The organism is Streptomyces sp. NPDC002324, from assembly GCF_053593335.1.
Genome location: NZ_JBSFCF010000046.1, coordinates 1 through 14,180 on the forward strand (window position 1 = coordinate 1; position 14,180 = coordinate 14,180).

The window sequence follows — 14,180 nt, forward strand, 5'->3', positions numbered from 1 at the left end:
CTTCGACCCCGGGCGGGGGGCCGGGTGGGGGCTGATCGCGCAGTTCCCCGCGCCCCTGAAAAGCAGGGGCTGCGCCCACTGCTTTTCATTGAACTGCGCGAGAAGCCCCACCGGCCCGCCCCCACTCCACCACCCCGGCCCAACCACCCCACCCCACCCCTCCAATCCGGCGCACCTCCCAGCCGTAGTCATACGTGCCGGACAAGCGCCCCCTCGCCGTCCCGGCTCTACCGTGGAGCCGGAAGACGACATGTGTACCCACCGAAGGGCCGGGAACGACTATGACCGCCACTACCGCCTTCTGGCTCGCCGGCCGTCGGGCCACCGGTGAGACCACGTTCGATGTGACGTCGCCCTGGGACGGCCGCCTGGTCGCAGCGGTGAGCGTGCCGACGGACGAGCAGGTCGAAGAGGCCGTGGCCGCCGCGTACGCCGTACGGGACGAGTTCGCGGCGACGCCCGCGCACGTGCGGGCCGCCGTGCTCGACCACGTCAGCAGGAGTCTCGTCGAGCGGACCGAGGAGATCGCGCAGCTGATCTCCGCCGAGAACGGCAAGCCGGTCAAGTGGGCGCGCGGCGAGGTCGGCCGTGCGGTCTCGGTGTTCCGGTTCGCGGCCGAGGAGGCCCGGCGGTTCAACGGCGGCGAGGCACAGCGGCTCGACACCGACCTGGGCGGACAGGGGCGGCTCGCCCTCACGCGCCGCTTCCCCAAGGGCGTCGTCCTCGGGATCGCGCCCTTCAACTTCCCGCTCAACCTCTGCGCCCACAAGATCGCCCCGGCGATCGCGGCCGGTGTGCCGATCATCCTGAAGCCCGCCCCGGCGACGCCCCTGTCCGGGCTGATCATCGGTGAGCTGCTCGCGGACGCGGCGACCGCGCTGCCCGCCGGTTCCTGGAGCATCCTGCCGGTCGCGAACGACCGCATGCCCGCCCTCGTCCAGGACGAGCGGCTGCCCGTGATCTCCTTCACCGGGTCCGAGAAGGTCGGCTACGCGATCATGGACTCGGCGCCGCGCAAGCACTGCACCCTGGAGCTGGGCGGCAACGGCGCGGCGGTCGTGCTCGCCGACTACGCGAGCGACGAGGACCTCGACTGGGCCGCCGGCCGCATCGCGACCTTCTCGAACTACCAGGGCGGCCAGTCCTGCATCTCCGTGCAGCGGGTGATCGCGGACGCGTCCGTGTACGACCGGCTGCTGCCGCGCATCGTCGCGGCGGTCGAGGCGCAGGTGACCGGCGACCCGTCCGACGGCGCGACCGATGTGGGGCCGCTGGTCAGCGAGGACGCCGCCAAGCGGGTCGAGGCATGGGTGCAGGAGGCGGTCGACGCCGGCGCCACGCTGCTCACCGGCGGCAAGCGCGACGGCGCCTCGTACGCGCCGACCGTCCTCACCGACGTACCCGCCGACGTGAGCGTCTCCTGCGAGGAGGTCTTCGGGCCCGTCCTCACCGTACGGAAGGTGGAGGGGGAGGCCGCGGCCTTCGCCGCCGTCAACGACTCCAAGTACGGCCTCCAGGCGGGCGTCTTCACCCACGACCTGCAGACCGCCTTCCGCGCCCACCGGGCCCTGGAGGTCGGCGGCGTGGTCATCGGTGACGTGCCGTCCTACCGCGCCGACCAGATGCCGTACGGCGGGGTGAAGCAGTCGGGCGTCGGGCGCGAGGGTGTGCGCTTCGCCATGGACGACTACACCTACGAGCGGGTGATGGTGCTGACGGGGCTCCAGCTCTGAGCGCCCTCGGTACGATTTGCCGCCCGCAGTTCCCCGTCACCTCTAGCTTGTGACAATCGTTTTCATGTAGTCTCGGGTCAGATCCCGGGATGAAGGGGCCCGGCACCGATGCCTTCCGGTGCCGGGCCCCTTCTGTGTGCCGGCTCGCTCCGGACCCTCAACCGGAGAAGCCGACGTGCGCCAGCCGCAGTGGGCCGCGCAAGCCCAGGCGGACGTCGTGCGTCCCGGCCGCCGGTACGGCGGCGCGCAGGGTCGTGTAGGCGTACGGACCCGCGGTGGGCGGGTCGAGCGTCAGGGTGGCCAGTACCGGGCCGCCCACGAGCGAGAACTCGACGCTTCCCGCCCCCGCCGCCTCCACCGTGATCTCGGTGACGCCCGCCCCGAAGTCGCAGGCGCGGTAGAGCAGTTCACCGGGGCCGTCGCCCGCCGGTGTGACCGCGTCGCCGGACGCCTTCGTGCGGTCGACGATCTCCGTGCCGCGCTGTTCGTCGAAGTCCGCCGCGTCCAGACCGCGGGTCACGACCGGGCGCGGGGCGACCGGTGCGCCGTCGACGGTGACGGTCGTACGCAGGCGGATGTCCTCACTGGACGCGCCGGCCAGCACTTCGTAGGCGCCCGGCTCCAGATGCCAGGCGCCGTGGGCCACGTCCCAGAACTCCAGTACCGAGAGCGGGAGTCGGAAGGTCAGCTCCGTCGAGGCGCCGGGCGCGAGCGTGACGCGGCGGTGGCCGGCCAGCTCGCGGCGCGGGCGCGGGACCGACGGGGTCTCGGCGCGGACGTAGAGCTGGGCGACCTCGTCGGCGGTCACCGTGCCCGTGTTGGTGACGGTGAAGGAGACCGTCAGATCGCCGTCCCCCACCTGGGCGGCCAGGTTTCCGTACGCGAACTCCGCGTAGGACAGGCCGTGGCCGAACGGGAACAGCGGGGTGCCCTCGAAGTAGAGGTACGTCTGGCGAGCGCCGATCACGTCGTAGTCGAGGAGGCCGGGGAGGTCGGCGTCGGCCGCGTACCAGGTCTGCGGGAGGCGGCCCGCGGGGGAGACGTCACCGGCGAGGACGCGGGCCAGGGCGGTGCCCGCGGCCTGGCCGCCGTGCGCGGTCCACAGGACGGCGGGCAGGCCGGCGGGGTCGACGGCGTAGGGGTAGGCCGAGACCAGGACCAGCGCCGTGTTCGGGTTGGCGGCGCGGGCCGCGCGCAGCAGCCGTTCCTGGTGGGCGGGCAGGGCGAGGGTCGTACGGTCCTCGGTCTCGCGGCCGTTGATGTGCGGGTCGTTGCCCGCGACCACGAGGACGACGTCGGCCTCGGCGGCCACCCGTGCGACGGCTGCCTCGCCGTGCTCGGTGACGACCAGGTCGAAGATCTCCGGATTGCCGTCGGCAACCTTTACTCCGTCGGCGCCGACAGTGACGTACCGGCCGGTTCCCAGGTGCTTGAGGAGGTGCCCCTTCCCGTGGGGTTCGCAGGGCTCCAGGCGGAACGTCTCCTGGACGATCCAGCCGCCCGGCTGGTCGGCGGAGGCGCGCAGGAAGCCGTCGTCGGCGACCGAGAGATAGCGGCCGTCCGGCGCGCGCAGCGTGAGCACGTCCTCGCCCCAGTCGACGAGGGCCAGTTCGGTGCCGTCCGGGTCGGTGGTGAGCGGCGACAGATCGGTACGGCCGGCCAGGAGCGCCGGATCGAGCGCCCCCTGTGCGCCGCGCACCTCGTCGGCGGCCTCGGGCGCCTCGGGGACGAACACGAACGCGCCGGTGGACCGCGCCCGCAGGCGTACCCGGTCCACGCCCTCCGCGAACATCACGCGCTCGGCGCCGAAGCGGTCGTACAGACCTTCGAGCGGGGTGGAGCGGTGCAGGAGGGTGCCGCTGTACCAGTCGAGCTTGCACTCGTCGGCGAGCAGACCGACGACGGCGATACGGGTGTCGGCGGCGAGGGGGAGCAGGCCGCCCTCGTTCTTCAGCAGGACCACCGCCTGTTCCGCGGCCTCCTGGGCGAGGGCGCGGTGGGCCGGGGTGTCGAACTCCTTGACGTCGGCGTACGGGTCGGCGACGGGGTCGAACTCGCCCAGGCGGAAGCGGACGGAGAGCTGTCGGCGGACCGCCTCGTCGATGTCGGCCGGGGTCAGCAGGGAGCGGGCCAGGGCGCCCCGGACGCGGTCGGTCATCGTCGAACCGTCCGTGCCGTGGTCGGTGAAGCTGTCGACCCCGGCGCGCAGCGAGGCTGCGGTGGCCTCCTCGTGGGTGTCGAAGTAGTGCTCGGAGTCGACCAGGTTCGTCGGCGCGCCCGCGTCCGAGCAGACCAGCAGGGGCTCGTCGGTCCAGGTCCGCAGGTGTTCCGCCAGGTGCGGCGAGACGTGGTTGGGGCGGCCGTTGACCAGGTTGTACGCGGGCATGACGCCGGCCACCGCGCCCGCCTCGACGGTCTCGCGGAAGGCGCGCAGGTCGTACTCGTGCAGGACGCGGGGACGGACCGAGGAGGAGGTGGTGGAGCGGTCGGTCTCGTTGTTGTGCGCCAGCCAGTGCTTGAGGACCGGGGCCGTGCGCCAGTACGTGGGGTGGTCGCCGCGCAGGCCGCGGGTGTACGCGGTCGCGATCGCCGAGGTCAGCCGTGGATCCTCGGAGTAGCCCTCCTCGTTGCGGCCCCACAGGGGGTGGCGCAGCAGGTTGACCGTGGGGGACCAGACGTTGAGGCCGACGCGGTCGTCGCGCGCCCGCATCGCGCGCACCTCGGTGGACACGGCCTCGCCCACCCGGCGCACGAGGTCCTCGCTCCAGGTCGCACCGAGGCCGACGGCCTGCGGGAACACCGTCGCGGGACCCATCCACGCCACCCCGTGCAGCGCCTCCTGGCCGGTGCGGAAGGCGGCCACCCCGAGACGGTCGACGGCGGGCGCGAACTGGTGCAGGAACGCGATCCTCTCGTCCGGGGTGAGCCGCTGGAGCAGGTCGTCGATGCGCTTCGCGAGCGGCAGCTGCGGATCGCGGAAAGGTGGCGTGGGGGTCGTCTCTGCGGTCACGTGGGGATCCCTTTGCGGTGGAGCGACGAGGCGCTTTCGAAGCGCTTCGATGCTCATTCGACGGTGGGGTGGGTGTCAAGAGACCAAGGCGCAACAGATCCGTTTCCGCACCGTCATACAGGCCGGGAGAGCGAAGGTCGGAAGGGGTCGCTCCAGTCCTTCGCACCGCTGAGGAATCTGCGGATCGACCCTTGTGCACCCCCGGTCGTTCACTTAACCTCGCAGCAACATCGAAGCGCTTCGACTGTGGAGGGAGCCGCTTCGCATGCTCACCTCCCTCCGATGATCATCGCTTCTGCACAGCCAGTTCTGTTGAAGACACCGCAGCCGACGGCCACCGCCGGGTGTCCTGGTGTGCGCCATGAAGGGTTGACGCTATGACGCCGAACTCCGCCACCTCCGCCGCGCCCGGCCGGAGAAGCTTTCTCGCCTCCACGGCGGTCGCCGCCGCCGTAGTGGCGGGGGGCGTGCCGCTGCTGTCCGCCTGCGGCGGCTCGCAGGAAGGCCGCAAGGAGGGCACGACGTCGGGCAAGGACGCGAAGAAGATCCTTCCGACGTTCGTCGCCTCGAACGTCGTGGCGCCCGACATCCCGTCGAAGAACGGCTCGGCGGCCGGCTTCACCAAGGCGATCCCCACGGCCGACCTGACGACCTCGGTGCCGAAGAAGCTGGGCAGCGGCGGCGGACTGAAGGTCATGTCGCCGTTCTGGGGGACGCCGCCGAAGGGCGACAACCCGTACTACACGGCGATGAACGAGGCCGTGGGCGTCCAGGTGACCTGGCAGAACCAGGACGGCGTCACCTACGACCAGAAGCTCGGCGCGGTCCTCGCCTCCAGCGACATCCCCGATGTGGTCGTCGTGCCCGGCTGGAACCTGATGGGCAAGATACCGAGTGCCATCAACGCCAAGTTCGCCGACCTCGGCCCGTATCTCTCCGGGGACAAGGTCAAGGCGTACCCGAACCTCGCGGCCGTACCCAGCGAGGCCTGGCAGCGCGGCATCTTCGGCGGCCAGCTGCGCGCGGTCCCGATGCCCGCCCCGTACGTCACGGACATCGCGCCCATGTACCGCCGGGACATCTTCGACAAGAAGGGCTACACCGTCCCGACGAGCCCCGACGAGTTCCTGTCCTGGGCGAAGGAGGCCACCGACGCCAAGGCGAAGGTGTGGGCCTGCGACGACATGAAGTGGTCGGCGTTCAACTTCTACGGCGTCTTCCCCGGCAGCGACAAGGCGCTGTGGTGGAACATGGTCGACGGCAAGCTGGTCAACCGCGTCGAGACCGAGGAGTACCTCGAAGCCCTGGAGTGGACCCGCAAGCTCTACGCGGCCCACGTGGTCCACCCGGACGCGGTCTCCGGCAAGGCGGGCGGCGACGCCCGGAACCGGTTCACCGCCGGTCAGTCCCTCGTCTTCAACGGCAACATCTCCGCCTGGTGGGGATCGGTCTCCGAGCAGGCCACGCAGAAGAACGACTTCGACATGGCCGCGTTCGACATCTTCGGCCCCGACGGCGGCGACCCCACCCTGTGGGCGGTGCAGCCCTCCAACATCTTCACCTTCGTCAGCAAGAAGGCGTCCGCGCAGCAGATCAAGGACTTCCTCGCCCTCTGCAACTACTGCGCCGCGCCCTACGGCACCAAGGAGTTCATGCTCACCTCCTACGGCGTCGAGGGCACGGACTACGACATGAAGAAGGGCCTCCCGGTCAAGTCCACCACGGGCGTCAACGAGGTCAACGGTGCCTACGACTACACCGGCAACCCCGCCCCGTACGTCGCCTATCCCGACTTCCCCGAGGTCACCAAGGGCATCGTCGAGTGGCAGCAGCGCATGGGCGCCTTCACCAAGAAGACCTCCTTCTTCGGGCTCACCGTCACCGAACCCAACCGCTGGGCCAACCTCGCCGACAACTTCGAGCAGTTGGAGGACGACGTCGTGCGCGGGCGCAAGAAGATCGGTGACGTCCAGCAGGCGGTGTCCGACTGGAAGAGCAAGGGCGGCGACGACCTGCGCGACTGGTACAAGAAGCTGCTCGACGACACCGGTTCGGCGAACTGACCCGGGGCCGAGGCGAGGAGAACGCCGTGTCCCACAGCACGGTGCCCCGGCCGAGGGCCGAGGCGAAGACTCCCGGGACGGCCCCGGTGGCGTCCGACGACGCCACCGGGCCGCCGCCCCGGAACGACGGGCGCGCGGGCAGGTTGAGCCTCCGCCTGAGATTCCGGCGTGACCGCACCCTGATCCTGATGACGCTGCCGGCGGTCCTGCTGATCCTGGTCTTCAACTACATACCGATCCTCGGCAACGTGGTCGCCTTCCAGGACTACGACCCCTACCTCAGCGAGAACGGCTTCGTCGCCATCTTCCAGAGCCCCTGGGTCGGCTTCGAGCAGTTCGAACGGATCGTCGCCGACTCGGACTTCTGGCACGCGGTGCAGAACACCTTCGTGCTGTTCTTCCTCCAGCTTGTCCTATTCTTCCCCATCCCGATCCTGCTCGCGCTGCTCATCAACAGCATCGTCCGACCCCGGATCCGGGCGGTCGCCCAGGCGGTCATGTACCTCCCGCACTTCTTCTCCTGGGTCCTCGTCGTCACCGTGTTCATGCAGATCTTCGGCGGGGCGGGCGTCATCGCCCAGACCCTCCGCCAGCACGGCGTCGAAGGCTTCGACCTGATGACCAACCCGGAGACCTTCAAGTACCTGGTCACGGTCGAGATGATCTGGAAGGACGCCGGCTGGGGCATCATCGTCTTCCTCGCCGCGCTCTCCTCCGTCTCCCACGACCTCTATGAGGCCGCGGCCATGGACGGCGCCGGCCGCTGGCGGCGCATGTGGCACATCACCCTGCCCGCCCTGCGCCCGGTGATCGCCCTCCTGCTGGTGCTGCGCGTCGGCGACGCCCTGACCGTCGGCTTCGAGCAACTGCTGCTCCAACGGCAGGCGGTGGGCGTCGAGGCCTCCGACGTCCTCGACACCTATGTGTGGTGGAACGGCATCCGCAACCAGGACTTCAGCTACGCCGCCGCGGCGGGACTCGTCAAGGGCGTGGTCGGCCTCGCCCTGGTCCTGACCGCCAACAAGGTCGCCCATCTCATGGGCGAGCAGGGGGTGTACAAGAAATGAGCGCGCTCCTCGGCAAAGCCGGTGAGGAGACCGGGACCGCCGACCGGCGGGCGACGGCACGCGAACCGAGCCGCTGGGCCGCCCCACCCCGCCCGGTCTGGGAGGAGGAACCCGCCAAGGCGGGACTCGCGGGCAAGGGCATCGCCCTGGGCTTCGCCTGCTTCGCGATCCTCTTCCCCCTGTGGATCGTCGTCGTCACCAGCCTCCAGACGAAGAAGACCATCGACGAGGCGGGCGGCCTCGTCGTCATCCCCGAGGGCATCACCTTCGTCGCCTACCGGGAACTCCTCGGCGGCGGCCAGGTCCAGACGGCCGCCCTGGTCAGCGTGGGCGTCACGGTCGTCGGCACCCTGTTCAGCATGACCGTCTCGGTCCTGTGCGCCTACGGCCTGTCCCGTGTCGGCTCACTCGCACACCGCTGGATCCTGATGACCCTGCTCGCCACGATGTTCTTCGGCGCGGGCCTCATCCCGACCTATCTGCTGGTCCAGGCCCTCGGTCTCACGGACACCTATCTCGCGCTGATCCTCCCGAGCGCGGTGAGCGTCTTCAACATCCTGGTCCTGCGCTCGTTCTTCATGGGCATCTCGCCGGAGCTCATCGACAGCGCCCGCATCGACGGCGCCGGTGACTGGCGCATCCTGTGGAAGATCGTGATGCCGCTGTCGAGGGCGGTCCTCGCGGTCATCGCCCTCTTCTACGCGGTCGGCTACTGGAGCGCCTGGTTCAACGCCTCCATCTACCTCACCGACCAGGACATGATGCCGCTGCAGAACGTCATGATCCAGCTCGTCCAGAAACAGGAACGCCCGGTCGGTCTCTCCGCCCAGATCAACACCGGCCAGCTCTCCCCGCTCGCCATCCAGATGGCGGTCATGGTCATGGCCCTGCTCCCCGTCGCCGTCCTCTCCCCCTTCGTCCAGAAGCACTTCAAGAAGGGGATGCTCACGGGTGCGATCAAGGGCTGACCGGGGCGCCCATGAACTCGGGGGTGCGGGTTCGTCGGCGGCCGCGGGTGCTTCGTGGCTGGTCGCGCAGTTCCCCGCGCCCCTTGAAGGGCTGCGCCCTTCAGCCCCCGGGAGTACCCGGCGCTTTTGAGGGGCGCGGGGAACTGCGCGAGCAACCACACACCACCCGCAGCCGCCGACGCACCGAACCCCCCGAGCCACAAGGCGCCCACCCCGTACCCCTCCCCGCAAAACGAGGTATGCCATGCGCACCCCCCACCCCAGCCGCCGCACCGTACTCGCCGCGACCTCCGCCACCGCAGCCCTCACCACCCTCCCCGCACTCGCCACCCCGGCCCACGCCACCGACGCGAAAAGCGGCCCGGCCGCCGGACGCTACCGCTGGCGCACCGCCGTCATCGGCGGCACCGGCTTCGTCACCGGCGTTCTCTTCCACCCGACCGCGCGCGGCTGCGCCTACGCCCGTACCGACATCGGCGGCGCCTACCGCTGGGACGACCGCAAGGCCCGCTGGACCCCGCTGACCGACCACCTCGGCTGGGACGACTGGAACCTCCTCGGTGTGGAGGCCATCGCCGTCGACCCCGCCCACCCGAACCGCCTCTACCTCGCCCTCGGCACCTACACACAGTCCTGGGCCGGCTACGGCGCGATCCTCCGCTCCGACGACCGCGGCGCCACCTGGGCCCGCACCGACCTCACCGTCAGGCTCGGAGCCAACGAGGACGGCCGGGGCACGGGCGAGCGCCTGCTCGTCGACCCCCGCGACAGCGACACCCTGTGGCTGGGCACCCGGCACGACGGTCTGCTCAGGTCGACCGACCGGGGTGCCACCTGGGCGACGGCGACCGGCTTCCCGGCGACCCCCAGCGCCTCCGGCCAGGGCGTCACCCTGCTCGTCGCCGCCGGACGCACCGTCTACGCCGGCTGGGGCGACGGCGACGGCACCACCGCCAACCTCTACCGGACCGGCGACGGCACCACCTGGGAAGCCGTCCCCGGCCGCCCCACCGGCGCCTTCGCCAAGGTCCCGATCCGCGCCGCGTACGACAGGCACTCCCGCGAGCTGTACGTGACGTACGCCGACGCACCCGGACCCAACGGCCAGTCCGACGGCAGTGTGCACAAGCTCCGCACCGGCACCGGCAGATGGACCGACGTGACCCCGGTGCGGCCGGGCGGCACCACGAGCGACGGCGGCACCGACTCCTTCGGCTACGGCGGGGTCGCCGTCGACGCCCGGCGCCCCGGCACGGTGGTCGTCTCGACCAACAACCGCTGGGCCGAGATCGACACCGTGTTCCGCTCCACCGACGGCGGCCGTACCTGGACGTCCCTCAAGGACTCCGCCGTCTTCGACGTGTCCGAGACGCCCTATCTCACCTGGGGGGCCGACAAGCCGAAGTTCGGCTGGTGGATCCAGGCCCTCGCCCTCGACCCCTACGACTCGAAGAACCTCGTGTACGGCACCGGCGCGACGCTCTACGGCACCCGCGACCTGAAGCGCTGGGCGCCGCGGATCCGGGGCCTGGAGGAGACGTCCGTACGCCAGCTGATCTCGCCGCCGACCGGCGAGGCGCACCTGCTCAGCGGCCTCGGGGACATCGGCACGATGTACCACGAACGGCTCACGGCGTCCCCGTCGCGCGGCATGGCGTCCAACCCCGTGTTCGGGACGGCGACGGGACTGGCGCAGGCCGCCGCGAAGCCGTCGTACGTGGTCCGCACCGGCTGGGGCGACCACGGCAACGGCGCCTCCTCCCGCGACGGCGGGCGGACCTGGGTGCCTTTCGCCGCCCAGCCCGCCATCGCCGAGGACGCGCCCGGGCCGATCGCCACCAACACCGACGGCACCGCGCTGCTGTGGTCCTTCGTGCACTGGGACGGCACGAAGTACCCCGCCCACCGCTCCGCCGACAACGGCGCGACCTGGACCGAGGTGCCCTCCTTCCCGAAGGGCGCCACACCGGTCGCCGACCCGGCCGACCCGGCCCTCTTCTACGCGTACGACACCGACGCGGGAACGCTGTACGCCAGCACCGACAGCGGCCGTTCGTTCGTGGCGCGCGCGAGCGGACTGCCGGGCGGGGACAGCCAGTTCGAGCTGGTCGCGGCCCCCGGGCGCACCGGTGACCTGTGGCTGAGCGTGAAGGGGAACGGGCTCTACCGCTCCACCGACGGCGGGGTGACCTTCGCGAAGGTCGACAGCTGCCGGGCCGCGTACACCCTCGGCTTCGGCAAGGCCGCCAAGGGCGCCCGTTACCCGGCGATCTACCTGGTCGGCACGACGGAGACCGTCACCGCCGTCCATCGCTCCGACGACGGCGCGAAGACCTGGACCCGCATCAACGACGACGCCCACCAGTGGGGCTGGACCGGCGAGGTCGTCATCGGCGACCCGCGGGTGTACGGCCGCGTGTACCTGGCGACCAACGGACGCGGCATCCAGTACGGGGACCCGGTCTGATGCCCGGGGCGACACGACCGTCCCTCGCCGACGCCACGCGCGGACGGGTCCTCTTCGGCGGCGACTACAACCCCGAGCAGTGGCCCGAGGAGACGTGGCACGAGGACGTCCGCCTCATGCGGGAGGCCGGCGTCACCACCGTCACCCTCGGCGTCTTCTCCTGGGCGAAGCTCGAACCCCGCCCGGGAGCACGGGAGTTCGGCTGGCTGGACACGCTGATGGACCTGATGCACGCGAACGGCATCGGCGTCGTCCTGGCCACCCCCACCTCCTCCCCGCCGCCGTGGATGGGCCGCCTGCACCCCGAGACCCTGCCGCGCGACGAGAACGGCCAGGTCGAGTGGTGGGGGTCCCGCCAGCACTTCTCCCACTCCAGCGCCACCTACCGCCGCTACGCCGCCGCCATCACCGAGGACCTCGCCGCCCGCTACGGCGGCCACCCGGCCCTCACCCTGTGGCACATCAACAACGAGTACTGCACCTACGACTGGGGCGACGAGGCGGCGGCCACCTTCCGCGACTGGCTCCGGCGCAAGTACGGCACCCTCGACGTGCTCAACCAGGCCTGGGGCACGGCCTTCTGGAGCCAGGGCTACGACGGCTGGCACGAGATCATCCCGCCGCGCCGCGCCCACTACCTGCGCAACCCCACACACGTCCTCGACTTCAGGCGCTTCACGAGCGACATGCTCCTGGAGTGCTACGCCATCGAGCGCGACATCGTCCGCCGGCACACCCCGCAGATCCCGGTCACCACGAACTTCATGCCGATGTGGGCGGGCCAGGACGCGTGGCGGTGGGCCGAGGAGGAGGACGTCGTCTCGGTCGACGTCTACCCGGACCCGCGTGACCCGCTCGGCGCACAGCACGGGGCGCTGGTGCAGGACATGACGCGCTCCCAGGCGGGCGGCGGCCCGTGGATGCTCATGGAACAGGCCGCCGGCCCGGTCAACTGGCGCGGTGTCAACCACCCCAAGCCGCGCGGCCTCAACCGGCTGTGGTCCCTCCAGGCCGTCGCCCGGGGCGCGGACGCCGTCTGTTACTTCCAGTGGCGGCAGTCCCGGCAGGGCGCGGAGAAGTTCCACTCCGGCATGGTCGGCCACGCGGGCGAGCAGGGGCGCACGTTCCAGGAGGTCAAGCGGCTAGGGGCCGAGCTGGCGGCCGTGGGACCGGCCGTGGCGGGGCAGCCCCTGCACGCCGAGGTGGCGATGCTGTTCGACTGGCACTCCTGGTGGGCGGGCGACCATGACGGCCGGCTGTCGTCCGAGGTCGACCTGGCCCAGGTCGTCCGGTCCTGGCACCGCGCCCTGTGGGAGTCGAACCTCACCACCGCCTTCGCCCACCCCGAGCACGACCTCTCCGCGTACCGGCTGGTCGTCGTACCGCAGCTCTATCTGCTCACCGACCAGGCGGTGGAGAACCTCCTCGCCTACGTACGGGGCGGCGGCACCCTCGTCAGCGGCTTCCTGACCGGCGTCGCCGACGAGGACGACCGGGTCCGCCCCGGCGGCATGGACACGCGGCTCCGCGACCTCTTCGGCATCCGCACCCTGCACGAATGGTGGCCGCTGGACGCCGGGGAGGAGGTCGAGTGCGAGGGCCCGCGGGGGGTGTTCCGGGGCACGCTGTGGTCCGAGGAGATCGAGGCGGCGGACGCGGACGAGGTCGTGGCCTACAAGGGCGGTGAACTCGACGGGCTCCCGGCGGTGTTGCGCAGGGGACGCGCCTGGTACGTCTCCACACTGCCCGAACCCGCGCAGCTGCGGGGCCTGTTGGCGCGGGTCGCGGCCGACGCCGGAGTACGGCCGGTGCTGGACGGGCTGCCCGACGGCGTCGAGGCGGTCCGGCGCGGCGATGTGCTCTTCGTGCTCAACCACGGCCGTGACACGGTCACCGTCGAGGTGCCGGGCACCCCTCGTGACCTGCTCACGGGCGCGATCGTCACCGGCACGCTGTCGCTCGCCCGGTACGGCGTGGCGGTGCTGAAGTAAACCCGACTTTCTCCGGCGCCGAAACGTGCGTGGCGATCGGCCTCGTCGCCGGAGAAGACCGCGTCCCCACCCCGGGGCCGCGGTAGCTCCCCCCGCAGTTCCCCCCACCCATGGAAGGAACCGACACCCCATGGCAACACGCACCCGCACCCGTACCCGCACTCTGGGCCGGATCGGCAAGGTCCTGCTGGCCCCCGTCCTCGCCCTCGGTGCCACCGTCGGCCTCGCCTCCGCCCCCGCCTCGGCAGCCGTCTGGAACAGCTGCGACCAGTGGGGCAACACGAGCCTCAACGGCTACACCCTCTACAACAACATCTGGGGCTCCGGCGCCGGCAGCCAGTGCGTCTGGGCCAACTCCGGTACCAACTGGGGGGTCTGGGCCGACCACCCCAACACCGGCGGCATCAAGTCGTACCCCAACTCCAAGAAGGTGATCAACAAGTCGATCACCTCGCTCGGCTCGCTCAACAGCAGCTACAACGTCACGGTCCCGTCCTCGGGCGCGTACAACACTTCGTACGACGTCTGGGACACGGACCACGACTACGAGATCATGCTCTGGGTCAACTACAACGGCGCCGTCGGTGCCCTCGGCAGCTTCCAGCAGAGCGTGACGGTCGGCGGTCACAGCTGGAACGTCTACAAGGGCCGGGCCTACCGGGCGGACGGCACGTACTGGGACGTCATCTCGTTCCTGCGCACCTCGGACTCGACCTCCGGCACCGTCCAGATCCTCCCCGTCCTGAAATGGATCAAGGACACCAAGGGCTGGATGGGCAACGAGACCATCGGCGACGTGCAGTTCGGTTTCGAGGTCACCTCCTCCTCCGGCGGCCTGAACTTCACCACGAACAACCTGACGGTCAGCAGCAGTTGACGCC

General features: G+C 70.8%; 8 protein-coding genes. 7 read left to right on the plus strand and 1 reads right to left on the minus strand.

Features of this window, described 5'->3' with window-relative positions:
- Positions 1-281 precede the first annotated feature (281 nt).
- Complete coding sequence (locus ACWCRJ_RS38150; protein ID WP_450943601.1) at positions 282-1,733, plus strand: aldehyde dehydrogenase family protein; 1,452 nt, start codon at positions 282-284, stop codon at positions 1,731-1,733.
- Between the two features lie 157 nt (positions 1,734-1,890).
- Here the strand turns inward: ACWCRJ_RS38150 and ACWCRJ_RS38155 are convergent, their stop codons facing one another.
- Positions 1,891-4,743, minus strand: coding sequence for a glycoside hydrolase family 3 C-terminal domain-containing protein (locus tag ACWCRJ_RS38155; protein WP_450943602.1), 2,853 nt, complete (start codon positions 4,741-4,743; stop codon positions 1,891-1,893).
- A 377-nt stretch (positions 4,744-5,120) separates the two neighbouring features.
- On the opposite strand from ACWCRJ_RS38155, the gene ACWCRJ_RS38160 reads away from it, so the two are divergent.
- From ACWCRJ_RS38160 to ACWCRJ_RS38185, 6 genes are all read left to right on the plus strand, one after another.
- The gene (locus ACWCRJ_RS38160; RefSeq protein WP_450943603.1) at positions 5,121-6,806 is read left to right on the plus strand and encodes an extracellular solute-binding protein; all 1,686 of its coding nucleotides are present in this window, start codon (positions 5,121-5,123) and stop codon (positions 6,804-6,806) included.
- Positions 6,807-6,832: 26 nt separating this feature from the next.
- Positions 6,833-7,873: an ABC transporter permease gene (locus tag ACWCRJ_RS38165; RefSeq protein WP_450943604.1), complete on the plus strand. Its 1,041-nt coding sequence runs from the start codon at positions 6,833-6,835 to the stop codon at positions 7,871-7,873.
- The gene (locus ACWCRJ_RS38170) at positions 7,870-8,841 is read left to right on the plus strand and encodes a carbohydrate ABC transporter permease (RefSeq protein WP_450943605.1); all 972 of its coding nucleotides are present in this window, start codon (positions 7,870-7,872) and stop codon (positions 8,839-8,841) included. The genes ACWCRJ_RS38165 and ACWCRJ_RS38170 overlap by 4 nt, the downstream gene beginning before the upstream one ends.
- 244 nt (positions 8,842-9,085) lie before the next feature.
- Positions 9,086-11,308 (plus strand): 1,4-beta-glucanase, encoded by a 2,223-nt coding sequence (locus ACWCRJ_RS38175; RefSeq protein WP_450943606.1) that lies wholly within the window; start codon positions 9,086-9,088, stop codon positions 11,306-11,308.
- Positions 11,308-13,299: a beta-galactosidase gene (locus tag ACWCRJ_RS38180; protein ID WP_450943607.1), complete on the plus strand. Its 1,992-nt coding sequence runs from the start codon at positions 11,308-11,310 to the stop codon at positions 13,297-13,299. Before ACWCRJ_RS38175 ends, ACWCRJ_RS38180 begins: the two co-directional genes overlap by 1 nt.
- A gap of 130 nt (positions 13,300-13,429) precedes the next feature.
- Positions 13,430-14,176 (plus strand): glycoside hydrolase family 12 protein, encoded by a 747-nt coding sequence (locus tag ACWCRJ_RS38185; RefSeq protein WP_450943608.1) that lies wholly within the window; start codon positions 13,430-13,432, stop codon positions 14,174-14,176.
- The last annotated feature ends 4 nt before the right edge of the window (positions 14,177-14,180 follow it).

What these genes read in the sequence shown, in the direction of transcription:
- ACWCRJ_RS38150 (WP_450943601.1), top strand. Translation starts at nt 282, where the DNA reads ATGACCGCCACTACCGCCTTCTGGCTCGCCGGCCGTCGGGCCACCGGT.
- ACWCRJ_RS38160 (WP_450943603.1), top strand. Translation starts at nt 5,121, where the DNA reads ATGACGCCGAACTCCGCCACCTCCGCCGCGCCCGGCCGGAGAAGCTTT.
- ACWCRJ_RS38170 (WP_450943605.1), top strand. Translation starts at nt 7,870, where the DNA reads ATGAGCGCGCTCCTCGGCAAAGCCGGTGAGGAGACCGGGACCGCCGAC.
- ACWCRJ_RS38175 (WP_450943606.1), top strand. Translation starts at nt 9,086, where the DNA reads ATGCGCACCCCCCACCCCAGCCGCCGCACCGTACTCGCCGCGACCTCC.
- ACWCRJ_RS38180 (WP_450943607.1), top strand. Translation starts at nt 11,308, where the DNA reads ATGCCCGGGGCGACACGACCGTCCCTCGCCGACGCCACGCGCGGACGG.
- ACWCRJ_RS38185 (WP_450943608.1), top strand. Translation starts at nt 13,430, where the DNA reads ATGGCAACACGCACCCGCACCCGTACCCGCACTCTGGGCCGGATCGGC.